General features: G+C 73.0%; 19 protein-coding genes. 12 read left to right on the top strand and 7 right to left on the bottom strand.

Annotated elements, in window-relative coordinates; all coding sequences use genetic code 11:
- Positions 1 to 78 precede the first annotated feature (78 nt).
- Positions 79 to 1,374 carry an adenylyl-sulfate kinase gene (cysC, locus tag BLU82_RS24355; protein WP_197682435.1) on the bottom strand — a complete coding sequence of 432 codons (1,296 nt, stop codon included), beginning with the start codon at positions 1,372 to 1,374 and terminating at the stop codon, positions 79 to 81.
- 43 nt (positions 1,375 to 1,417) lie between these two features.
- Positions 1,418 to 2,074 (bottom strand): NAD(P)H-binding protein, encoded by a 657-nt coding sequence (locus BLU82_RS24350; protein ID WP_092623586.1) that lies wholly within the window; start codon positions 2,072 to 2,074, stop codon positions 1,418 to 1,420.
- Positions 2,075 to 2,252: 178 nt separating this feature from the next.
- On the opposite strand from BLU82_RS24350, the gene tdh reads away from it, so the two are divergent.
- Positions 2,253 to 3,284, top strand: coding sequence for an L-threonine 3-dehydrogenase (tdh, locus tag BLU82_RS24345; protein ID WP_092623585.1), 1,032 nt, complete (start codon positions 2,253 to 2,255; stop codon positions 3,282 to 3,284).
- Positions 3,285 to 3,297: 13 nt separating this feature from the next.
- A complete protein-coding gene (locus BLU82_RS24340) occupies positions 3,298 to 4,479 on the top strand; it encodes a glycine C-acetyltransferase (protein WP_092623584.1) in 1,182 nt (393 codons plus the stop codon).
- Here the strand turns inward: BLU82_RS24340 and BLU82_RS24335 are convergent.
- Complete coding sequence (locus tag BLU82_RS24335) at positions 4,476 to 4,928, bottom strand: helix-turn-helix domain-containing protein (RefSeq protein ID WP_092623583.1); 453 nt, start codon at positions 4,926 to 4,928, stop codon at positions 4,476 to 4,478. The genes BLU82_RS24340 and BLU82_RS24335 overlap by 4 nt on opposite strands.
- An 83-nt stretch (positions 4,929 to 5,011) precedes the next feature.
- Here BLU82_RS24335 and BLU82_RS24330 point away from each other — a divergent pair, with 83 nt between their 5' ends.
- Positions 5,012 to 5,683, top strand: a complete 672-nt coding sequence (locus BLU82_RS24330) for a DUF899 domain-containing protein (protein WP_092623582.1) — start codon at positions 5,012 to 5,014, stop codon at positions 5,681 to 5,683.
- Positions 5,680 to 6,189: a pyridoxamine 5'-phosphate oxidase family protein gene (locus tag BLU82_RS24325; RefSeq protein ID WP_092623581.1), complete on the top strand. Its 510-nt coding sequence runs from the start codon at positions 5,680 to 5,682 to the stop codon at positions 6,187 to 6,189. The genes BLU82_RS24330 and BLU82_RS24325 overlap by 4 nt, the downstream gene beginning before the upstream one ends.
- Here BLU82_RS24325 and BLU82_RS24320 read toward each other — a convergent pair.
- A complete protein-coding gene (locus BLU82_RS24320) occupies positions 6,147 to 8,342 on the bottom strand; it encodes an MMPL family transporter (protein WP_092623580.1) in 2,196 nt (731 codons plus the stop codon). The two genes, BLU82_RS24325 and BLU82_RS24320, sit on opposite strands and share 43 nt — an antisense overlap.
- A 167-nt stretch (positions 8,343 to 8,509) precedes the next feature.
- Between BLU82_RS24320 and BLU82_RS24315 the strand changes: the two genes are divergently transcribed.
- A complete protein-coding gene (locus tag BLU82_RS24315) occupies positions 8,510 to 8,953 on the top strand; it encodes an iron chaperone (protein WP_092623579.1) in 444 nt (147 codons plus the stop codon).
- Here the strand turns inward: BLU82_RS24315 and BLU82_RS24310 are convergent.
- The gene (locus BLU82_RS24310; RefSeq protein WP_092623578.1) at positions 8,950 to 10,080 is read right to left on the bottom strand and encodes a M20/M25/M40 family metallo-hydrolase; all 1,131 of its coding nucleotides are present in this window, start codon (positions 10,078 to 10,080) and stop codon (positions 8,950 to 8,952) included. The genes BLU82_RS24315 and BLU82_RS24310 overlap by 4 nt on opposite strands.
- Before the next feature lie 92 nt (positions 10,081 to 10,172).
- Between BLU82_RS24310 and BLU82_RS24305 the strand changes: the two genes are divergently transcribed.
- The 4 genes from BLU82_RS24305 (at position 10,173) to BLU82_RS24290 (ending at position 15,009) form a co-directional block, all read left to right on the top strand.
- Entirely contained in the window at positions 10,173 to 10,901 is a 729-nt protein-coding gene (locus BLU82_RS24305; protein WP_092623577.1) for a hypothetical protein, read from the top strand.
- On the top strand, positions 10,898 to 11,530 hold the full coding sequence (locus BLU82_RS24300) for a MurR/RpiR family transcriptional regulator (RefSeq protein ID WP_092623576.1): 633 nt from the start codon (positions 10,898 to 10,900) through the stop codon (positions 11,528 to 11,530). Before BLU82_RS24305 ends, BLU82_RS24300 begins: the two co-directional genes overlap by 4 nt.
- A gap of 2 nt (positions 11,531 to 11,532) precedes the next feature.
- Positions 11,533 to 12,648, top strand: coding sequence for an o-succinylbenzoate synthase (gene menC, locus BLU82_RS24295; protein WP_092623575.1), 1,116 nt, complete (start codon positions 11,533 to 11,535; stop codon positions 12,646 to 12,648).
- A gap of 216 nt (positions 12,649 to 12,864) precedes the next feature.
- A complete protein-coding gene (locus tag BLU82_RS24290; protein WP_197682434.1) occupies positions 12,865 to 15,009 on the top strand; it encodes an MMPL family transporter in 2,145 nt (714 codons plus the stop codon).
- 54 nt (positions 15,010 to 15,063) lie between these two features.
- On the opposite strand, the gene BLU82_RS24285 is transcribed toward BLU82_RS24290, so the two are convergent.
- Positions 15,064 to 15,918: a discoidin domain-containing protein gene (locus BLU82_RS24285; protein WP_092623573.1), complete on the bottom strand. Its 855-nt coding sequence runs from the start codon at positions 15,916 to 15,918 to the stop codon at positions 15,064 to 15,066.
- Positions 15,918 to 17,558 (bottom strand): alkaline phosphatase, encoded by a 1,641-nt coding sequence (locus BLU82_RS24280; RefSeq protein ID WP_092623572.1) that lies wholly within the window; start codon positions 17,556 to 17,558, stop codon positions 15,918 to 15,920. Before BLU82_RS24280 ends, BLU82_RS24285 begins: the two co-directional genes overlap by 1 nt.
- A 130-nt stretch (positions 17,559 to 17,688) precedes the next feature.
- On the opposite strand from BLU82_RS24280, the gene BLU82_RS24275 reads away from it, so the two are divergent.
- From BLU82_RS24275 to mfd, 3 genes are all read left to right on the top strand, one after another.
- Complete coding sequence (locus BLU82_RS24275) at positions 17,689 to 17,913, top strand: type II toxin-antitoxin system CcdA family antitoxin (RefSeq protein ID WP_092623571.1); 225 nt, start codon at positions 17,689 to 17,691, stop codon at positions 17,911 to 17,913.
- Positions 17,910 to 18,314, top strand: coding sequence for a type II toxin-antitoxin system VapC family toxin (locus tag BLU82_RS24270; RefSeq protein ID WP_197682433.1), 405 nt, complete (start codon positions 17,910 to 17,912; stop codon positions 18,312 to 18,314). The genes BLU82_RS24275 and BLU82_RS24270 overlap by 4 nt, the downstream gene beginning before the upstream one ends.
- Positions 18,315 to 18,427: 113 nt before the next feature.
- The gene (gene mfd, locus BLU82_RS24265; protein WP_092623569.1) at positions 18,428 to 22,072 is read left to right on the top strand and encodes a transcription-repair coupling factor; all 3,645 of its coding nucleotides are present in this window, start codon (positions 18,428 to 18,430) and stop codon (positions 22,070 to 22,072) included.
- The last annotated feature ends 25 nt before the right edge of the window (positions 22,073 to 22,097 follow it).

Here is a 22,097-nt window from a genome sequence, read left to right as displayed (position 1 = left end):
CCAGGCTGGGCGGCGGCTCTTGCCCGCGACCTTGCCCTCACGGGCCTGACCAGCAGGGCAATGGTTGCCCGGATGAGGTCAGAGCCGTCCGCCCTGGTCGAGCAGGGTGATGACGGCGTCGCGGGCCGCGGTGATCGACATGCCGGTGGTGTCGAGCACGAGGTCGGCGTCGCCGGGCTCCTCGTAGGGGCTGGAGATGCCGGTGAACTCCGCGATCTCGCCGGCGCGGGCGCGCGCGTAGAGGCCCTTGCGGTCGCGCCGCTCGCACTCGGCCAGCGGGGTGGCGACGTGGATCAGCAGGAAGTCGCCGTGGGCCTCGGCCAGCGCGCGGACCCGGGCCCGGGTGGCGGCGAACGGGGCGATCGGCGCGCACACCGCGACGCCGCCGTGCTTCGCGATCTCGGCGGCGACGAACCCGATGCGCTCGACGTTGCGGTCGCGGTCCTCCTTGGAGAACCCGAGCCCGGCGGAGAGGTGGCGCCGCACGACGTCGCCGTCGAGGAGGGTGACCGTGCGGGTGCCGATCTCGGCGATGCGGTCGGTGACGGCCCGCGCGATGGTCGACTTGCCCGACCCGGACAGCCCGGTGAACAACAGCACCAGCCCGCGCTCCTGCGGCAGCGGCCGCCAGCGCCGCCACGCGTGCCGGCTGGCGGGGGGCCAGTCGGCCGGCTCGGCCGCGGTGCCGTCGAGCCAGTCGTGCAGCGCCTGCGGCGACGGCGGCTGCGCGGCCACGACCCGGGTGCCGCCGTACGCGACGGCGATGCGCTCGGCCAGCTCGTCGTCGCGGTCGTCGCCGTACTGAGGCGCCGGGACGACGATCAGGTCGGCCCGGCGGCCGTCGCGGCGCAGCCGGTCGCGCAGCGTCAGCGTCGCGGAGACGACGTCGGCGGCGTCCGGCCCGGGCACGGCGCGCGGCCCGTCCAGCACGATCAGCAGCACCGGCTGGCCGGCCTTCGCCGTCGCGGCCTCGAGCGTGCGCAGGTCGACGGGGTCGCGGGTCACGACGACCGCGGCGCCGGTCGCCTTCGCCCGTCCCGGCGCACGTCGCAGCCCCGAGTACGCCCCGCGCGGCTCGTCGTCGTCCGTGGCGGCCGCCGCGCGGCGCACCGTCCCCTTGACCGTCAGCCGGCGCTTGCGGGTGGCCGCGGACTCGACGGTGAGGACGGCGACCGGTGCGCCCTCGGCGTCGGTGACGGTGATCTCCGTGCCCGGCGCCGGCTTCCTGCCGGGCAGCGGATCGAGCTCGACGGCGACGGCGGGCGGCGGCGCGGCGGAGCCGGGCGCGGCGATGCCCAGGAGCGCGAGCTCGAGGACGGCAAGGGTGATCGGATCGGGGGTCAGAGCGGGACCGGAGGTCGGTTCGGCGGCCACGGCGCACAGCTTAGGCCGCCCGCCGGCCGCCCTCGACTCCGTCTCAGCCGGCCAGCCGCCGCACCGCGTCGTCGACCGGGACGTCGCCGCCGACCAGTTCGAGCGTCAGCCGCGCCGTGCCCGGCTCGTCCAGCAGTGCCAGCAGCACGGCGGCGACGTCGTCGCGGCTGACCCGGCCGCGCGGGACCGACCGCGCCAGCCGCACCGTCCCGCTGCCGGCGTCGTTCGTGAGGGCGCCGGGCCGCAGCACCGTCCAGTCGAGGTCGCGCCGGCGCAGGTCGGCCTCGCTCTGGCCCTTGGCCGCCAGGTACACCTGGAAGACGTCGTCGGGGTCGGCCGGCGGCTCGGTGGTGGCGTTCATCGCCGACACCAGGAGGTAGCGCCGCACGCCGGCCAGCTCGGCAGCGTCGGCCAGCAGTGCCGCCGCGCCGCGGTCGACGGTGTCCTTGCGGGCCGCGCCGCTGCCCGGCCCGGCGCCGGCCGCGAACACGACGGCGTCGGCGCCGCGCACCTCGGCGGCCACCTCGTCCACCGTCGCCTTCTCCAGGTCGATGACGACCGCCGTGGCTCCGTTCGACGCGAGGTCGCCGGCCTGCTCGGGATTGCGGATGAGGCCGACCGCGGTGTCGCCACGCATGGTGAGCAGCCGTTCCAGCTGGAGCGCGATCTGTCCGTGTCCGCCAGCGATGACCACCTGCATTCGCCGTACGTTAGCCGACGTCGTCTCACGAGGTGGACTCCCGGCCCCTTTGCAATGAGCACCAATACGCATCACCTCGTTCATGATGCGTATTGGTGCTCATTGCAAAGGCAGCCGGCACATCCGCGACCAGCAGCGTTGTGCGGGCGCGGTGGAAGGGTGCGTTACGCTCGCGCGAGTGAGAGCACTGGTCAAGGCCGCACCCGGCGCCGGGCTGGAACTGACGGACGTCCCGATGCCGATGGCCGGTGCGGGCGAGGCGCTGGTCCGGGTCCTGCGCACCGGCATCTGCGGCACCGATCTGCACATCGTGAGCTGGGACCCGTGGGCGCAGGCGAACATCCGCCCGCCGCTGATCGTCGGCCACGAGTTCGTCGGCGAGGTGGTCGAGGTCGGCCCCGGCAGCCGCGGCGTCCAGGTGGGCGACCTCGTCAGCGGCGAGGGCCACATCGTGTGCGAGCGGTGCCGGCACTGCCGCGCCGGGCAGCGGCACCTGTGCCCCAACACCGAGGGCATCGGCGTCAACCGCGACGGCGCGTTCGCCGAGTACATCGTCATGCCGGCCGGCAACCTGTGGCGGCATCCCGACGGCATCGACCTCGATGCCGCCGCGATCTTCGACCCGTTCGGCAACGCCGTCCACACCGCGCTGAAGTTCCCGGTGCACGGCGAGGACGTGCTGGTGGCCGGCGCCGGGCCCATCGGCATCATGGCCGCGCTCGTCGCCCGGCACGCCGGGGCCCGCAACGTCGTCCTCACCGACGTCAACCCGTACCGCCTCGAGCTGGCCGAGCGCCTGGGCGCGGGCACCACCGTCGACGTCCGGTCGACGACGCTGGAGGAGGTGCGCCGGCAACTGGGCATGGCCGAGGGGTTCGACGTCGGCATGGAGATGTCGGGCGACCCCATCGCGCTGCACGACATGATCGAGGGCATGGCCAACGGCGGGCGCATCGCCATGCTCGGCCTGCCGTCGAAGGAGAGCAGCGTCGACTGGTCGCGCATCGTGCTGCGCATGATCACCATCAGCGGCATCTACGGCCGCGAGATGTACGAGACGTGGTACCAGGCGTCCGTCCTGGTCGCCGCCGGCGTCGACATCTCCCGCGTCGTCACCCACCGGTTCGCCGTCGACCAGCACGAGGCGGCGTTCGAGGCGGCGGCCAGCGGGCACAGCGGCAAGGTCATCATCGAGTGGGCGCAGCGGTAGCAGGAGGACGGCCATGTACGGAACGATGCGCGACGAGCTGCGCAAGAACCTCGACGAGATCCGGTCGGCCGGTCTCTACAAGCCCGAGCACGTCATCGGCAGCCCGCAGAGCGCCCGGGTCACGCTCGCCGACGGCCGCAGCGTCCTCAACCTGTGCGCCAACAACTACCTCGGCCTCGCCGACGACCCCGGGCTGATCGAGGCGGCCAAGCGCGGTCTCGACGAGTGGGGCTTCGGCATGGCGTCGGTGCGCTTCATCTGCGGCACGCAGACGATCCACACCGAGCTGGAGCGCGGCATCTCCGAGTTTCTCGGCACCGAGGCCACCATCCTGTACGGCTCCTGCTTCGACGCCAACGGCGGTCTGTTCGAGACGCTGCTCGGCCCCGACGACGCCGTCATCTCCGACGCGCTCAACCACGCCAGCATCATCGACGGCATCCGGCTGTCGAAGGCGCGGCGGCTGCGCTACGCCAACGCCGACATGGCCGAGCTGGAGGCGCGGCTGAAGGAGGCGCAGGACGCGCGGTTCCGGCTGATCGCCACCGACGGCGTGTTCTCGATGGACGGCTACCTCGCGCCGCTCGACCGCATCTGCGACCTCGCCGAGCAGTACGACGCGCTGGTCATGGTCGACGACTCGCACGCGGTCGGATTCATCGGCGAGCACGGCGGCGGCACCCCCGACCACTTCGGGGTGCGCGACCGCGTCGACATCGTCACCGGCACGCTCGGCAAGGCGCTCGGCGGCGCCAGCGGCGGCTACACGTCCGGGCGGGCGGAGATCGTCGAGTACCTGCGCCAGCGCTCGCGCCCGTACCTGTTCTCCAACTCGGTCGCGCCGTCCATCGTCGCGGCGGCGTCGGCGGTGCTGGAACGGCTGGTCTCCGGCGGCGAGCTGCGGGCGCGGCTGCGCGAGAACACCGAGTTCTTCCGCGCCGAGATGACGGCGCTCGGCTTCGACGTGCTGCCCGGCACCCACCCGATCGTCCCCGTCATGATCGGCGACGCCGCCCGCGCGGCCCGGCTGTCGGAGCTGCTGTTCGCCGAGGGGGTGTACGCGGTCAGCTTCAGCTACCCGGTGGTCCCGCACGGAGCGGCCCGCATCCGCACCCAGGTGTCCGCGGCGCACACCCTCGACGACCTGCGCGAGGCCACCCAGGCGTTCGCCCGCGCCCGCGACGCGCTGGGCTAACGCGCGCCGGGACCCGCTTCCACCTCGACGTCGTCGCCGTGCAGCGGCTCGCCGCAGTGTGAGCAGCGCACCTCGGCGTGCACGTGCTCGCCGCAGCCGCGGTGGCGCAGCAGCACCGGCGGGCCGGCCGCGCCCGCCGTCCAGCGGTCGCCCCAGGTGGTGATCGCCATCAGCACCTCGGTCAGCTCCAGCCCCTTCGGCGTGAGTGCGTACTCGTGCCGCGGCGGCCGGTCGGAGTACTGACGGCGCTCCAGCACGCCCTGCCCGACCAGCCAGGCCAGCCGCTCGGTGAGCACCTTGCGGGAGATGCCGAGGTCGCGCTGCAGCTCGTCGAAGCGGCGCAGCCCGACCCACACGTCGCGGATGATCAACGGCGACCACGGCTCGCCCGCGACGGCCAGCGTCCGCGCGATGGAGCAGGCCATGTCGCCGAAGTCGGTGCGCTGCATGCCATCTCCCCAGTCAGTTGCTTGAAGGAACTTACTACGTTAGCGTGAGTTCCCTCAAGGAACTCAGTAGACGAGGAGGACTCATGTCGCCGCTCCCACCGATCGTCACTCCGGACGTCTGGCAGGCGGCCCGCGACAGCTTGCTCGCGAAAGAGAAGGCGGCCACTCGGGCGCTCGACGCGCTGGCGGCCGAGCGGCGCCGGCTGCCGATGACCCCGTTCTCCCGCGACCACGTGTTCACCGGTCCGGACGGGCAACGGAGCCTGCTCGACCTCTTCGGCGGCCGCCGTCAGCTGGTCATCTACCAGATGATGGACAACGGGCCGGACGACTACTGCACCGGCTGCGCGTGCGTCATCGACAGCGTGGGCCACCTGTCCCACCTGCACGCCCGCGACACCGGCTTCGCCGTCGTGAGCGACATGCCGATGCCTCAGCTGGCCGCGTACTGGCGGCGGATGGGCTGGAGCGCGCCGGTCTACTCGTCGCGCGGCAGCTCGTTCAGTACCGACATCGGCGCCGGTGGCGGGTTCGCCCTGAGCGTCCTGCTGCGCGACGGCGACGAGGTCTACCGCACCTACGTCACGACGGCGCGCGGCGTCGACCGGCTGCGCTTCGACCTCAACATCCTCGACCTCACGCCGTACGGGCGGCAGGAGACCTGGGAGGACTCGCCCGCCGGCCGGCCGCAGACGCCGCCGTACGAGTGGTGGCGCCTGCACGACGAGTACCCCGCGACGACGGAGGCGCCATGAGCCCGACCACCGAGCCGCTGTTCCGGCCCGAGGACGCCACGCCGATGAGCACCGACGAGGCCGATCTGCTGCCCTGGCCGGTCGCCGCCGAGCTGCTGGCCGCGGTCCCGAAGTACTGGCTGGCGACGGGGCGGCCGGGCGGCCGGCCGCACGTCATGCCGGTGCTCGGCGTCTGGCTGGGCGGCACGCTCGCAGTCAGCACCCGCCCGGGTTCGGTGAAGGGCCGCAACCTGCGCCGCGACGGCGACTGCGTCGTCACGGCGGCGACCGACGGCGGCGACCTCGTCGTCGAGGGCACCGCCGTCCACGTCACCGACACCGCGCGGCAGCGCGAGCTGGCCGCCGCGTTCGCCGCGAAGTACGACTGGCGGTTCGGGCTGCGCGACGGCCGGGTGTACGACGACTCGCTGCCCGGCTCGCCGGAGTACGCGTTCTTCGAGATCACCCCGGCGACGGGGTTCGGCTACGGCGTCGACGGGCTGACGGCGACCCGCTGGCGGTTCTGATCGGCCAGGGCGTCGGTGAGCCGGGCGCCCTCGATGTCGACGTTCGGCAGCAGCCGGTCCAGCCAGCGCGGCAGCCACCAGGCGCGGTCGCCGACCAGCGCCAGCACCGCAGGCACCATCGTCATGCGCACCACGAACGCGTCGACGGCGATCGCGACGGCCAGCGCGAACCCCATCTGCCTGATGTCGGCCGCCTCGTTCAGCACGAACCCGCCGAACACGCTGATCATGATGATCGCCGCCGCAGTGACCACCCGCGCGCCGTGCCCGAACCCGGTCGTGACGGCGCGGACGGCCGGCTCGCCGTGCACGTACGCCTCGCGCATGCGCGTCACCAGGAACACCTCGTAGTCCATGGCCAGGCCGAACACGATGCCGACGACGATGATCGGCAGCATGCTGTTGATCATGCCGACCTCGTCGATGCCGATGCCGGTGAGCCAGCCCCACTGGAACGCCGCGACCATCGCTCCGAGCGTCGCCGCCATCGTCAGCAGGAACCCGAGCGTCGCCTTCACCGGCACCACCAGCGACCGGAACGCGAGCATCAGCAGCACGAACGACAGCCCGACGACGACCAGCAGGTAGGGCAGCAGTGCGTCCGACATCCGCTCGGAGAAGTCGATGTACAGCGCGGTCAGTCCGGTGACGAGGACGGTCGTCCCGGCGGGCGCGCCGGGCCCGGCCAGCTCGGCGCGGATCGCCTCGACCAGCCGCTCGGTGTCCGCGTCGGACGGGCCGCTGGCGGGCACGACGGTGACGACGGCGGTCCGGCCGGCCTCGTCGAGCTCCGGCGGCGCGACCATCGCGACACCGTCGAGCCCCTGCAACTCCCCAGCGACCTCGGCGGCCGCGGCCTCGGCGCCCTCGCCGTCGACGATCACCATGAGCGGGCCGTTGAAGCCCGGCCCGAACCCCTCGACGGTGAGGTCGTAGGCCTGCCGCTGGCTTGTGTCGGCCGGGTAGGTGCCCTCGTCGGGCAGGCCGAACCGCGCGTCCAGCACCGGCAGCGCGAGCACCGCGAGGCCCGCGACGCTCGCCGTCAGCGCCACCACCGGGTGCCGGGTGACGAGGCCGGCCCACCGCCGGCTCAGCCGCGGCGCGTCGTCGTCCTCCGGGTCGGTGGCCCGGGACCGCAGCCCCGGCAGCCGCGCCAGCATGCGCCGTCCGGCGAACCCGAACAGCGCCGGCAGCAGGGTGAGCGCGATGACGACGGCGATCGCGACGGTGAGCGCAGCGGCCAGGCCCATCTCCGTCAGCATGGGAATGCCGACGACGGACAGCCCGGCCAGCGCGATCACGACGGTGAGCCCGGCGAACACGACCGCGGTGCCGGCGGTGCCGATGGCCCGGCCGGCCGCTTCGTCGCCGGGCCGGCCGGTGGCCAGCTCGTGCCGGTACCGCGAGGCGATGAACAGCGCGTAGTCGATGCCGACGGCCAGCCCCAGCATCGTGGCGAGGATCGGCGTGATCGTGCTGAGGTCGACGAACGACGTCGCCGCCGTGACCAGCGCGACGCCGACGCCCACCCCGACGACGCCGGTGAGCAGCGGCATGCCGGCCGCGAGCAGCGACCCGAACGTCAGGATCAGCACCAGCGCGGCGACGGCGATGCCGAGCAGCTCGCTGCCCAGTTCGGGCTCCGGCTCGGCCGCGGTGCCGGCCAGCTCGACCCGCAGGCCGGAATCGCCGGCGGTCTCGACGGCGTGCTCGAGCGTTTCGCGGGTCTCGGTCTCCATCGAGAAGAAGTCGACGGTGTAGGTGACCTCGGCCAGCGCGATGCGGCCGTCCTCGGACACCAGGCCCGACGTGAACGGGTCGGCGACGCTCGCCACCTGCGGCCCGGCCTCGATCTCCGCGACGGCGCCGGCGATGGCCCGCTGGTGGTCCGGGTCGGTGACGGCGCCGCCGTCGGGCGCCGCGAACACCAGCCGTGCCGCAGCGCCGTCCGGCGACGAGCCGGGGAAGCGCTCCTGCAGCAGGTCGAACGCCTCCTGCGACTCGGTGCCCGGGATCGCGAACGAGTCCGCCGTCGGGCTGGACAGCGTCGCGGCGGCCACTCCGGCCAGCGCGATCACCGCCAGCCAGACGGCCCCGACCAGGCGGCGGCTCCGGTACGAGAACCGCCCGATCCGGTAGAGCAGGGTTGCCACGACAGCCTCCGACAGTCACTTGGCTTAGAACGTCTCTGTTTTCTGAGAGTAACTGTCAGATTGGTGGGAGCACAAGAACCGATCAGGTTTCGAGAAGCGGCGGCCCCGGTCCGCTCCCTAGCCTGGAGACGTCAGAGCAGCTCACCCACGGGGAGGAGTCGTCAGAGATGAATACGAAGCAGACCGGCGGTACGTACGAGGGGTTCGACGACGCCGAGCGGGCGGCGATGAAGGAGCGGGCCAAGGAGCTCAAGAAGGGCAAGAAGGCCAAGGTCGACCCCGAGGCGGATCTGCTGGAGAAGATCGCTGAGATGCCCGAGTCCGACCGGGTGCTGGCGCAGCGGCTGCACGCCCTCATCAGCGCCGAGGTGCCCGAGCTCTCGCCGCGCACGTGGTACGGGCAGCCCGCCTACGCCAAGAACGGCAAGGTCATCTGCTTCTTCCAGGCCGCGGCCAAGTTCGGCACCGAGTACGCGACGTTCGGCTTCAACGAGGCGCCGCTGCTCGACAACGGCACCATGTGGCCCACCGCCTTCGGCCTGACCAAGCTCACCGCCGAGGACGAGAAGCTGCTGATCTCGCTGGTGAAGAAGGCCTCCGGCGTGTCCTAGAGCTCCGCGAGCACCGCGGCGACCAGCTCGGCGCGCTGTGCCAGCGACGCGACGACCACCTGTTCGTGAACGGCGTGGGCGCCGGCGCCGAGCGGGCCGAAGCCGTCCAGCGTCGGCACCCCGAGCGAGCCGGTGGTGTTGGTGTCGGCGCCGCCCGCCGCGGGCGCGCCGTCGATGCGCTGGCCGATGCTCGCCGCGGCTCGCCGGACGGTGCCGAGCAGCCCCGCGGTGGTCTCGTCCGGCGCCCAGGTGGGCCGCCGCGACAGCACGCCGGTGGTCACCGCGGCGCCGGCGCGGATCGGCCGCAGCGACGTCAGCCCGTCCAGCACCACCCGCTCGGACTCGGTGTCGGCGAAGCGCAGCCCGATGTCGGCGTGCGCGGCGGCGGCGACGACGTTCGTGCGGCCGCCTCCGCCGACGGTGCCGATGTTGCACAGCACGTCGCCCGGTGCGTGCCGGACGATGGAGCGGACCAGGATCAGCTGGTCGACCAGCTCGTCGACGGCGGACACGCCGGCGTCGGGGTCGAGGGCGGCGTGCGCCTCGACCCCCTCGACGGCCAGCCGCAGCCGGGTGCTGCCGCGCCGCCCGGCCTTCAGCGAGCCGTCGGGGTGCGGCGACTCGAACCCGAGCGCGGCGACGGCGTCGTGGGCGGACTCGGCGACCAGCGCGGCCGCCGTCGGCGAGCCGATCTCCTCGTCCGCCACCACGACGACGCGCACCGGCGGATGCCCGGCCGCGGCGGAACGGGCCAGCTCGAGCGCCGCCTCCATGACGACCAGGCCGCTCTTCATGTCGTAGGAGCCCGGCCCGTGTGCGACGCCGTCGGCGACCCGCCAGGGCATCGGTCCGTCGACGTGACCGGCCGGCCACACGGTGTCGTGGTGGCCGAGGAACAGGACCGGCGCCGCGTCGGCCTTCGCGCCGCGGCCCGGATGCTCCATGACCAGGTGGTCGCCGGCCGGTGCCGGGACCCGGCGGACGGTGGCGCCCAGATCGCGGTGCCGCGCCAGCAGGACCTCGCCGAGCGCGTCGAGCCGGGCGGCGTCGCCGGTGGGCGACTCGAGCCGGACGTAGCTCTCCAAACGGGCGAGCAGCGCGTCGACGTCCAGTGCGGTACCGTTCATGCTGCGACTATACGTTCCGTATCATCGTCGATGTGGTCGGTTGACGGGTTGTAGTGCGCCATTTGCGATCCGTATCTGCATCTGGGAGGGCCATGACCCCGCACGTCGAGCGGCTCACGTCGGCCGCTGACCTCGACTCCGCCGCCCGCCTCTACCGCGAGGTGTTCGGCTACCAGGACCTCTCCCACTCGGTGAACCCGCGGCTGCTCGCCTCGCTGGCGGCCAACGGCGGCTCGGTGGTCGGTGTCCATGGTCGCGGCGGCGAACTGGTCGCGTTCGCGTACGGCTTCGTCGGCATGGACCGCGGCGAGATCTACCACTACTCGCAGGCGGCCGTCGTCGCGGCCGGGCACCAGGGCCGCGGGCTCGGGCGGGCGCTCAAGCGCGGCCAGCGCGAGGTCGCCCTGGCCGGCGGCCAGACCCGCATGCGCTGGTCGTTCGACCCGTCGGTCGTCCGCAACGCGCACTTCAACCTCGACGTGCTCGGCGCGACCGGGCGGTGGTTCCGGCCGGAGTTCTTCGGGGTCCCCGACACCGACCGGATGATCGTCGACTGGGACCTCGACGACGAGCGCCGGGCCCGCGAGGCGCCGGCCCCGGCCGGGCTGCCCGCTGGGCTCGACGACCCCGCCGGCTGGCTGCGGCCCCGTCCGGCCGGCGCCGACACCTGGCTGCCGTTGCCGCTGACGTCCACCGCCGAGCAGCGGCGCGAGCTGGGCGCCGTCATCGCGTCGCTGCTGGCGGACGGCTCGGTCGCGGTGTCGTGCGTCCGGCTCTCGCCCGACACCGGCGCCTACCGCTTCGTCCGGTCCGCGTCATGACCGAGCTGACCAGCCCGTCGCAGCGGTTCGGTGCCCGGCTGCAGCGCCCGTCGTCGTCGGCGTCGCTGCAGGCCAGGGTGATGGAGCAGGAGACCCGCACGCTGGCCGAGGCGTTCGAGCGGGTCGCGGCCGACGGGTCCGTGGCGGCCGCGGCGGCGACGGTGGTGGCGGCGCGGCGGCGGTTCGTCTCGGGCACCGGCAAGTCGTTCGCGTACGCCTCGCTGCTGGCCGCCGACCTCTCCGCCGGGCTGTCCAACGTCACGCTGGTCGACGGCACGCTGGTCCGCCATGTCGACGTGCTCGCCGACGTCCGCGACACCGACGTGCTGGTGGCCGTCTCGCTGCGCCGGTACCGGCGCGAGACGGTCGCGCTGGCCGGACGGTTCGCGGCCGCGGGCGGCTCCGTCGTCGCCGTCACCGACACCACCGATTCGCCGCTGATCGCCGTCGCCGGGCAGGCCATCGTGGTGCCGACGGCCAGCGCCTCGTACGCCGACTCGCCCACCGCCGTCGCCGCCGTCGTGCACCTGCTGGCCACGCTCACCACCGCCAGCGCGAAGGGCGCGCGCCGGCGGCTGGCCGAGCGCGACCGGCTGGCCCACGACCTCGAGCTCTACTGGGAGGACTGACTGTGCGCGTCACCCATGCGTCCCTGCACCTGGTGCGGCTGCCGCTGGTGCACCGGTTCCGCACCAGCTCGCACGCCAAGGACCACCTCGACCACATCCTCGTCCGGCTCACCGACGAGTCCGGCGCGGTCGGCTGGGGTGAGATCGCGTCCGCGTCCGACCCGTTCTACTCGCCCGAGACGGTCGACACCTGCTGGCTGGTCGCGTCGCGGTATCTGCTGCCGTCCGTCGTCGGCGCGCGCTGGGACGACCCCGCCGAGGTGGCCGGGCTGTGGGCGAAGGTCCGCGGCCACCAGTTCGCGAAGGCCGGCGTCGACATCGCGGCGTGGACGCTGTGGGCGCTGTCCGGCGGGGTGTCGCTGGCGACGGCGCTCGGCGGGACCCGCTCGTCCGTGGTCGCGGGCGTCTCGCTGGGCATCGAGCCGACCGTCGACGACCTGCTCGCCGAGGTCGCCAAGCACGTCGACGCCGGGTATCCGCGGGTGAAACTGAAGATCGCGCCCGGCTGGGACGTCGAGCCGGTGCGCGCCGTCCGCGCCGCGTTCCCCGACCTCATGCTGCACGTCGACGCGAACGGCGCCTACGGCGAGAGCTCGGAGGAGCTGACGGCGCTGCGGGGGCTGGACGGCCTCGGCCTGACGATGATCGAGCAGCCGTTCGCGCCGCGGAACCTGCTCGCGCACGCCGCCCTGCAGCGCGACGTCTCGACGCCGGTGTGCCTGGACGAGTCCATCGACACCCTCGACGACCTGCGCACGGCGGTCGTGCTGGGCGCGCTGAAGGTGCTCAACATCAAGGTGTCGCGGCTGGGCGGGCTCGGCCCGGCGGTGGCCGCGCACGACCTCGCCGCCGAGCACGAGATCCCGGTCTGGTGCGGCGGCATGCACGAATTCGGCGTCGGCCGGGCCGCCAACGTCGCGCTCTCCAGCCTCCCCGGCTTCACCCTCCCGTCCGACGTGTCCGCGTCCGGCAAGTACTACGAACGCGACGTCGTCACCCCGCCCATCACAGCCACCGCCGGCGTGGTCGAGGTGCCCACCGGCCCCGGCCTCGGCCACACCGTCGACGAGGCGTTCGTGCAGGCCAGTGAGGTGCGTACGGTCGAACTCAGGGCTTGACCCCAGGTCTGCCCGAGGGGCGAACCGGGGGATTCCCCCAGGGCGAATCGGGGGCTTTCCGGGTTACCGCGCGTTCCCGGCGCGACGAGAGTGAGACGCGACTTCACCGGACTCACACCGACGGGACGCACCATGACCACGACCCTGCCGTTAGACCGCCCGCCCGCGCCGGCGCCGCGACCGCCCGAGCCACCGCGCCACGGACTGGTGGTGCGCGTGGCGCGCTGGAGCGCCGCCCACAAGTGGCTGGCCATCGTCCTCTGGCTCGCGTTCGTCGCGGCCGCGATCGTCGGCGGCGGCGCCGTCGGCACGAAGGAGGTCGAGGACGGCGACTCCGGCGTCGGTGCCTCCGCCGGGGCCGACAAGGCGCTGCTGCAGGCCGACTTCGACGACCCGTTCACCGAGTCGGTGCTGGTCCGGGCGGCCGACGGCGGCGCCGTCGACGTCGAGGCCGGCGCCGTCACCACGCTGGCCGCGAACCTGGCCGCCGCGCCGGGAGTCGCGGGGGTGTCCGAGCCGCAGGTGTCCGAGGACGGTACGGCCGCCCTCTACGAGGTGACGCTGGACGTCCCGGCGGGCACCGACGCCGAGGAGGAGGACGCCGCCAGCGCGGCCGCCGCGCAGGTCGCACAGGTCGTCGACGGGGCGGACGGCAGCCTGAGCGTCGGGCAGGTCGGCGACGCGAGCCTCGGTGAGGCGCTCGACCAGGTCTATGAGGACGACCTGAAGCGTGCCGAGTACCTGTCGCTGCCGGTCAGCCTGCTGATCATGCTGGTCGTGTTCGGCGCTCTGATCGCCGCCGCCGTGCCGGTGCTGCTGGCGCTGTCGTCGGTGGTCGCGGCCATGGGGCTCTCGGCGTTCGCGTCCTACGTCGTGCCGTCGACGGACATCCTGGCCTCGGTCGTGCTGCTGGTCGGCATGGCGGTCGGCGTCGACTACTCGCTGTTCTACGTCCGCCGCGAGCGGGAGGAGCGCGAGAAGGGCCGCGGCACCATGGACGCCGTCGCGGTCGCCGCCGCGACGTCCGGCCGGGCGGTCGTGGTCTCCGGCATCGCCGTCGTCATCGCGATGGCCGGCATGTTCTTCGCCGGTGAGGCGACCTTCCAGTCGCTGGCCATGGGCACCATCCTGGTCGTCGCCGTGGCCGTCGTCGGGTCCGTGACGGCGCTGCCCGCGCTGCTGGCGATCTTCGGCCGCTGGATCGACCGTCCGCGCGTCCCGCTGCTGTGGCGGCTGCGCCGGCGCGACGGCGGCGAGCCGCGCGTGTGGCGGGCCATCCTCGGCCCGGTGCTGCGGCACCCGAGGACGGCGCTGGTCGCGGGCCTGCTGGCGCTGCTCGCGCTGGCCGCTCCGGCGCTCGGCATGAAGCTGTCGCAGCCCGGCATCTCCGACCTGTCCAAGGACGTGCCCGAGGTGCAGACCTACGACGCCATCACGACGGCGTTCCCGTCCGAGGGCGCGGCGCACGACGTCGCGGTCTGGACGGCCGACGGGTCGCCGCTCGACCAGAACGCCGTCGACGGCGCCGTCGCCACGCTGAACGACGCCGTCGCCGCCGACCCGGAGTTCGCCGCCGGCGGGGGCCTGACCGCCGAGTACTCCGTCGACGGCTCGGTCGCCCGCATCGACGTGCCGGTGCCGTACGAGCACGACGACGCCCGCGCCGAGGACTCGCTGCAGGCGCTGCGCGACGACCTCGTCCCGGCCGCCTTCGACGGCGTCGACGGTGTCGAGACCGGCGTCACCGGCATGACCGCCGGCAACGTCGATTTCCGCGGCCTGCTGGCCGACCGGATGCCGGTGGTCATCGGGTTCGTCCTGCTGATGACGATCATCGTGCTGGTCATGGCGTTCCGGTCGCTGGCGGTGGCGCTGACGGCCGCGGGCCTGAACCTGCTCTCCGTCGCCGCCTCCTACGGGCTGCTGACGCTGGTGTTCCAGAACAGCTGGGCCGAAGGGCTGCTCGGGTTCGAGTCGACCGGCGCGATCATCACCTGGCTGCCGCTGTTCCTGTTCGTGATCCTGTTCGGCCTGTCGATGGACTACCACGTGTTCGTCGTCAGCCGGATCCGCGAGGGCGCCAAGGCCGGCATGACCACGCAGGAGGCGGTCCGCACCGGGATCATCCGCTCCGCCGGCGTCGTCACCAGCGCCGCCGTGGTCATGGTCGCGGTCTTCTCGATCTTCGCGACGCTCGGCGCCATCGACTTCAAGCAACTGGGCGTGGGCCTGGCCGCGGCGATCCTCATCGACGCGACCATCGTGCGGGCCGTGCTGCTGCCGTCGATCATGGCGCTGCTGGGGGAGCGCAACTGGTGGCTGCCCAAGCCGCTGCACAAGCTGCCCCAGCTGGAGCACTGACGCACGGAACGCACGCGGCCGGGCCGTCCACGGGGGCGGCCCGGCCGTGCGTCGTCAGCCGGAGAAGACCTCGACCTCGACCAGCCGCGAGTAGTCGCCGTTGTTGGACGCGAGGCCGACGATGCGGACGGCGTCGGCGGTCACCGGGGCGAACGCCGACGTCACCCGGCCGGTGGTGTTGCCGCGCACCTCGTGCACCGTCTGCCACGCGCCGCCGACCCGCACCTGGACGTCGAAGTCGCGCAGTCCGTAGCGCGCCGCCGGGTACTGCGCCGAGTCCAGCGTCCAGGTCTCGACCCGGGCGACGGTCGCCGGCGCGGCCAGCGCGATGTCGTAGGTGTCCGGGAAGACCCGGCTGGTGGCGTCGTTCCAGCCGGTCAGCGTGTCCCAGTCGGCGGAGCTGGTGTTGCCGTCGGCGGCGCCGCACACGTCGAAGTTCGCGTGCGTCGACGACGCCGTCGCCCCCTCACCGAGGGCCAGGTTGTCACCCGGGCCCTTCGGCGGCTGCGGCAGCACCTCGATCGGCACGGTGACCTCCGCGCCGTCGGTCGTCGCCCGCACGTCGTAGCTGCCGGGCGCCGCGTCGCGCGGCACCGTGATCCCGACCCGCGAGGTGACGGTGTGGTCGGGGTCCCAGGCGGGCAGCCACGACGACATCAGGCCGCGCTCCAGCTCGACCGGCCCGCCGGCGCTCAGCTCGACGTCGGCGTAGAGGTCGGCGCTGCCGACGTTCGTCATGCCGAGCTGGAACGAGCTCGGCAGGCACGGCAGCCCGACTACCTCAACCCGCTCCGGCGTCGCCGTGAGCCGGACCGGGTCGTCGTCCGGCCGGGCCGCCGTGCTGGCCACCGCCGTGATGACGCCGAGTGCCGCGGCCGACATCGCCACCACCGCGATCTGCCGCCTCATCACTGGCCTCCCACGACGTGGATGGTCGGTTCGCCGTCGGCCACGGCGAGTCTCGTGCGGGTGCTGACGGTGCCGTCGGGGACGGTGACCAGGTCGACGACGCGGTAGTCGGCCACCCACTGGTCGGGCGTGACGTCGACCGTGACGTAGCCGCGCTGGAAGTTCGAGAACTTCACGTGCGGGTTCTCCGCCAGGATCGTCAGGCCGCCCTCGTCGTTGTCCATGCCGTCGCGGCCGGAGCTGATCGACGTGCCGACGAACTCCGTGCCGACGACGGGCGCGGCGGGGTCGGCGTAGTCCGCCTTCAGCTCGGAGACGACGCTGCGGTGCAGGTCGCCGGCGATGCTGACGAGGTTGCGCACGCCCCGTTCCGCCGCGCCACCGAGCACCCGCTGCCGCGACGCCACGTACCCGTCCCAGGTGTCCATCGGCACGATGACCTCGGCGCCGGCCCGGGTGTCCAGCTGGGCGATCGCCGTCTGGTGCGCCAGCACCTCCCACCGCGCGGACCGCTCGGCGAAGCCGTCCAGCAGCCAGCGCTCCTGCTCGGCGCCGGTGATGGTGCGGTTCGGGTCGAGCGAGCCGGGGTTCGGCGGGTCGGACCCGTCGCCGGCCGCCTGGTCGTCGCGGTACTGGCGGGTGTCGAGCAGGTTGAACCGGACCAGGTCGCCGTACTGGAACCGGCGGTAGAGCTGCAGGTCCGGGCCGATCGGCTGCTGCGAGAGCCGCACCGGCATGTGCTCCCACCAGGCGCGGAACGCGTTGGCCCGGCGGACCACGAACTCGTTGCGGGTCGGCGTCGGGGTGTTGCCCTCGGGGATCTCGTCGGCCCAGTTGTTCTCGACCTCGTGGTCGTCCATCGTGACGATCCACGGCGCGGAGGCGTGCGCGGCCTGCAGGTCGGCGTCGAGCTTGTACAGCGCGTAGCGGCTGCGGTACTCGTCCAGTGTGACGGTCTCGCGCAGGGTGTGCGACGGGAGCTGCTGCCGGCGGACGCCGGCACCGACGCCCACGCCGTACTCGTAGAGGTAGTCGCCGAGGTGGAAGACAACGTCGTGCTCCCTGGCGGCCAGGTCGCGATAGGCGGTGTAGTAGCCCTCCCAGTACGCCTGGCAGGACGCGAAGGCGAACTTCAGCGCCTGTGGCGACGAGCCGGGCGCGGGTGCCGTGCGGGTCCGGCCGACGGGGCTCAGGTGCCGGCCGACGCGGAAGCGGTACCAGTACTCCCGCCACGGCCGCAGCCCCTTGACGTCGACGTGGACGCTGTAGGACTCCTCGCGCCGGGCCCGGGCGGTGCCGCTCTGCACGACGCGGCGGAAGCCGGGGTCCTCCGCGAGCTGCCACTGGACCAGCACCGGGCGCGGCCCGAGGCCGCCGAACGCCTCCAACGGCCGCGGCGCCAGCCGGGTCCACAGCACGACGGAGTCGCTGAGCGGGTCGCCCGAGGCGACGCCCAGCGCGAACGGATACTCGGGCAGCTGGGTGAGCTCGACGGCGGCACCGTCGGCCGACGCGAGCCCGGGCAGTGACCCCACCACGGCAAGGCCCATGGCCGCGCCCGTGACGGTGAGGAATCTGCGCCGGGTGGCGTCGATCGCGTCCAGCCGGAGCCCGCTGAAGGGGTTGCGGTCGGAGGTCATGGCGCGTCAGTAGATCAGTCACAACCGACCACAGACCGGACATCAGGTATCCGGTGGCCGAACAACTCGCTCGCGACCCGTCCATCAGCGCCGCTTGCCCGACCAGTCGGCGTGTACATACCATGTGTGTATGGCGCGCTTGAACGTGTACGTCCCCGATGACCTGGCGGAGGAAGCCAAGGCGTCCGATCTCAATGTGTCGCAGCTGACACAGCAGGCGTTGCGGCACGAGCTCGCCCGGCGCCGAGCGGAAACGTGGCTCGACCGCGTGCGTCGACGCCGATACGCGGGGGTCACGCACGATCACGCGATGGAAGCCCTCGACGCTGCCCGGGAAGAGTTCGGCGCGACGTGAATCTCGAAGCCGTGGTCGTCGACGCCTCGGCCCTGGTCGATCTGATGGTGCCGACCGACCGAGCGGACGTGGTGGCGAAGACCATCGAAGGGCGGGCGCTGCATGCTCCCGCACACGTTGACGCCGAGTTGTTGAGTGCCTTCGGCCGGCTTCAGCGCGCCGACGTCCTGTCCGAGCAGGACGTGACGGAGTTGCTCGATATCCTCGAGAGCATGCCGGTCGTCCGGCACGGTCTGCCTGACCTGCTGGAACTTGCCTGGGGTCACAGGCACGACACGAGACTGACCGACGCGCTCTATCTAGCACTGGCAGAGCGACTCGGTCTCGGCGTGGTGACGACCGATGCCCGGTTGACGAGGGCAGGTTCGGCATCGAGCCTGATACTCCCGCTCAACGCGTAGTCGCGGCGACCGCTCGCCCGCGACTCTGTCGGGGGAACGTCGTAAGCTCGGTACTACCGACCCCCCACTCCACCAGTTTTGGGGGCACGTCTGCGTGCCCGGAAGGTCTACCGATGTCTCTCAGCGGCCTGCTGTCCGCCCTGCTCGGCGACGACGGCGACCCCACGCTGCGCTCGGCCGTCGCCGACGCGCGCACGGGTGCGGTCACCGCGCTCGACCTCACCGCGCCGCCGGCGCTGCGCCCGTTCGTGGCCGGCGCCATCGCGGCCGACGCCGGCGGGGCGGGGGCGGGACGTACGGTGCTCGCCGTCACCGCCACGGGGCGCGAGGCCGAGGACCTCGCCACCGAGCTGCGCTGCCTGCTGCCGCCCGAGTCGGTGGTCGAGTACCCGGCGTGGGAGACGCTGCCACACGAGCGTCTGTCGCCGCGCAGCGACACCGTCGGCCGGCGGCTGGCGGTGCTGCGCCGGCTGGCGCACCCCGCCGACGAGTCCGGCGGGCCGGTGCGGGTGGTCGTCGCGCCGGTGCGCAGCGTGCTGCAGCCGCAGGTCGCGGGGCTGGCCGACCTCCGCCCGGTCGCGCTGAAGCCCGGCGACGACGTCAGCCTCGACTCCGTCGTCGAACAGCTGGCCGCCGCTGCGTACGTCCGCGTCGACCTCGTGGAACGACGCGGCGAGTTCGCCGTGCGCGGCGGCATCGTCGATGTGTTCCCGCCGACCGAGGAGCACCCGCTGCGGGTCGACTTCTGGGGCGACACCGTCGAGGAGGTCCGCTACTTCACCGTCGCCGACCAGCGCTCCACCGACGCCGCCGAGAACGGGCTGTGGGCGCCGCCGTGCCGCGAGCTGCTGCTCACCGACGACGTCCGGCGGCGGGCGGCCGCCCTCGCGCACGACCACCCCGAGCTGGGCGAGATGCTGGAGAAGATCGCCGCAGGCATCGCCGTCGAGGGCATGGAGTCGCTGGCGCCGGTGCTGGTCGACCGCATGGAGATGCTGATCGACCTGCTGCCGGCCGGCACCCACGTGCTGGTCTGCGACCCCGAGCGGGTCCGCACCCGGGCGCACGACATGGTCGCCACCAGCCAGGAGTTCCTCGACGCGTCGTGGGCCGCGGCGGCCGGCGGCGGCACCGCGCCGATCGACCTCGGCGCGGCGGCCTACCACACGCTCGGCGACGTCCGGGCGCAGGCGATCCGCCAAGGGCTGCCGTGGTGGAGCCTCAGCTCGTTCGGCCTCGGCGGCGACGCCCCGGCCGCCCCGGAGAAGGCCGACCTCGACGCCGACCTCTACGAGGTGAACCTCGGCGACGACATGGTGACGGCCGGCGCCGTCGACACCCGCGAGGTCGACGTCCGCCCGGCCGAGACCTACCGCGGCGACACCAAGCGCGCCGTCGCCGACCTCTCCGGCTGGCTGGCCACCGGCGGCCGCGCCGTCCTCGTCACCGGCGGCCACGGCACCGCCGAGCGGGTCGTCGAGGTGCTGGGCGAGTCCGAGGTCCCCGCGCGCTACGTCGAGGACGTCACCGCCGCGCCGGAACCGGGCGTCGTCCTCGTCACCACGGGCGCGCTCAAGCACGGCTTCATCGCGAACGCCGCCGCTCTCGCCGTCCTCACCGAGGACGACCTCACCGGCCAGCGGGTGTCCACCAAGGGCACCACCCGCATGCCCAGCCGGCGCCGCAACCAGGTCGACCCGCTCCAGCTCAAGCCCGGCGACTACATCGTCCACGACCAGCACGGCGTCGGCCGCTACGTCGAGATGACCAGCCGGACGGTGCAGGGCGCCACCCGCGAGTACCTCGTCGTCGAGTACGCGCCGTCCAAGCGCGGCCAGCCGGCCGACCGCCTGTACGTCCCGACCGACCAGCTCGAGCAGGTCACCAAGTACGTCGGCGGCGACGCACCGCACCTCGACCGCATCGGCGGCAGCGACTGGGCCAAGCGCAAGGGCCGTGCCCGCAAGGCGGTCAAGGAGATCGCCGCCGAGCTGATCAAGCTCTACGCCGCCCGCCAGGCCGCGCCCGGTCACGCGTTCGGCCAGGACACGCCATGGCAGCGCGAGCTGGAGGACGCCTTCCCCTACGTCGAGACCACTGACCAGCTGTCGACCATCGACGAGGTCAAGGCCGACATGGAGCGCGAGATCCCGATGGACCGCGTCATCGCCGGCGACGTCGGCTACGGCAAGACCGAGATCGCCGTCCGCGCCGCGTTCAAGGCGGTTCAGGACGGCAAGCAGGTCGGCGTGCTGGTGCCGACGACGCTGCTGGTCGGGCAGCATCTCGCGACGTTCTCCGAGCGGTTCGCGCCGTTCCCGGTGACGATCCGGGCGCTGTCGAGGTTCCAGTCCGACACCGAGGCCGCAGACACGATCGAGGGGCTGCACGACGGCAGCGTCGACGTCGTCATCGGAACCCACCGGCTCATCACCGGCGACGTCCGGTTCAAGGACCTCGGCCTGCTGATCGTCGACGAGGAGCAGCGCTTCGGCGTCGAGCACAAGGAGAAGCTCAAGCATCTGCGGGCGAACGTCGACGTGCTGACGATGTCGGCCACGCCGATCCCGCGCACGCTGGAGATGTCCATCACCGGCATCCGCGACATGAGCGTCATCACCACGCCGCCGGAAGAGCGGCACCCCGTGCTCACCTACGTCGGCGGGTACGACGAGAAGCAGGTCGGCGCGGCCATCCGGCGCGAGCTGATGCGCGACGGCCAGGCGTTCTTCGTGCACAACCGCGTCGACACCATCGAGAAGGTCGCGGCGCGGCTGCGCGAGCTGGTGCCCGAGGCGCGCATCGCCACGGCGCACGGCCAGATGGGCGAGCACGCGCTCGAGCAGGTCATCGATGCGTTCTGGCAGCGCGAGGTCGACGTACTCGTATGCACGACCATCGTCGAGACCGGCCTTGACATCTCCAACGCCAACACGCTCATCGTCGACCGGTCCGAGCGGCTGGGCCTGTCGCAGCTGCACCAGCTGCGCGGCCGGGTCGGGCGCGGCCGCGAGCGGGCGTACGCGTACTTCTTCTACCCGCGCGAGACGCCGCTGACGGAGGAGGCGCACGAGCGGCTGGCCACCATCGCCCAGCACTCCGATCTCGGCGCCGGCATGCAGGTCGCGATGAAGGACCTCGAGATCCGCGGCGCGGGCAACCTGCTCGGCGGCGAGCAGTCCGGCCACATCGCCGACGTCGGGTTCGACCTCTACGTGCGGCTCGTCGGCGAGGCGGTCTCCGAGTACCGCGGCGACGGCGCCGAGGCCATGCCCGAGGTCCGCATCGAGCTGCCGGTCGACGCGCACATCCCGCACGACTACGTCGCCAGCGAGCGGCTGCGGCTCGAGGCGTACCGGCGGCTGTCCGAGGCGGTCGACGACGCCGCCGTCGACGCCGTCCTCGAGGAACTGGTCGACCGCTACGGCGCGCCGCCCGAGCCGGTCGAGAACCTGCTGGCCGTGGCCCGGTTCCGGGTGCACGCCCGCCGCGCGGGGCTGTCCGAGGTCACCGTCCAGGGCACCTACGTCCGGTTCGCGCACGTCGAGCTGGCCGACTGGCAGCGGGTCCGGCTCGGCCGGCTGTACCCGAAGTCACTGGTCAAGGACGCGGTCGGGACGATGCTGGTGCCCCGGCCGCGGCCGGCCCAGATCGGCGGGCCGCAGCTGCGCGGCGTCGAGCTGCTGGCCTGGGCCAAGACCGTCGTCGACGACGTCATCGCCCACCAGCCCGACCGTGCCGGAACCCATGCTGGATAAGATGCGCCCGGGTAGCGTCCACCCG

Source organism: Jiangella sp. DSM 45060, assembly GCF_900105175.1.
Classification (GTDB): Bacteria; Actinomycetota; Actinomycetes; order Jiangellales; family Jiangellaceae; genus Jiangella.
The sequence above is the reverse complement of the archived record's forward strand: the minus strand, read 5'-3'. Positions and strand labels throughout refer to the sequence as shown.

What these genes read in the sequence shown, in the direction of transcription:
- mfd (WP_092623569.1), top strand. Translation starts at nt 18,428, where the DNA reads ATGTCTCTCAGCGGCCTGCTGTCCGCCCTGCTCGGCGACGACGGCGAC.
- BLU82_RS24275 (WP_092623571.1), top strand. Translation starts at nt 17,689, where the DNA reads ATGGCGCGCTTGAACGTGTACGTCCCCGATGACCTGGCGGAGGAAGCC.
- BLU82_RS24315 (WP_092623579.1), top strand. Translation starts at nt 8,510, where the DNA reads ATGAATACGAAGCAGACCGGCGGTACGTACGAGGGGTTCGACGACGCC.
- BLU82_RS24300 (WP_092623576.1), top strand. Translation starts at nt 10,898, where the DNA reads ATGACCGAGCTGACCAGCCCGTCGCAGCGGTTCGGTGCCCGGCTGCAG.
- BLU82_RS24305 (WP_092623577.1), top strand. Translation starts at nt 10,173, where the DNA reads ATGACCCCGCACGTCGAGCGGCTCACGTCGGCCGCTGACCTCGACTCC.
- BLU82_RS24340 (WP_092623584.1), top strand. Translation starts at nt 3,298, where the DNA reads ATGTACGGAACGATGCGCGACGAGCTGCGCAAGAACCTCGACGAGATC.
- BLU82_RS24280 (WP_092623572.1), bottom strand. Translation starts at nt 17,558, where the DNA reads ATGACCTCCGACCGCAACCCCTTCAGCGGGCTCCGGCTGGACGCGATC.
- BLU82_RS24310 (WP_092623578.1), bottom strand. Translation starts at nt 10,080, where the DNA reads ATGAACGGTACCGCACTGGACGTCGACGCGCTGCTCGCCCGTTTGGAG.
- BLU82_RS24350 (WP_092623586.1), bottom strand. Translation starts at nt 2,074, where the DNA reads ATGCAGGTGGTCATCGCTGGCGGACACGGACAGATCGCGCTCCAGCTG.
- BLU82_RS24325 (WP_092623581.1), top strand. Translation starts at nt 5,680, where the DNA reads ATGAGCCCGACCACCGAGCCGCTGTTCCGGCCCGAGGACGCCACGCCG.
- BLU82_RS24285 (WP_092623573.1), bottom strand. Translation starts at nt 15,918, where the DNA reads ATGAGGCGGCAGATCGCGGTGGTGGCGATGTCGGCCGCGGCACTCGGC.
- BLU82_RS24330 (WP_092623582.1), top strand. Translation starts at nt 5,012, where the DNA reads ATGTCGCCGCTCCCACCGATCGTCACTCCGGACGTCTGGCAGGCGGCC.
- BLU82_RS24335 (WP_092623583.1), bottom strand. Translation starts at nt 4,928, where the DNA reads ATGCAGCGCACCGACTTCGGCGACATGGCCTGCTCCATCGCGCGGACG.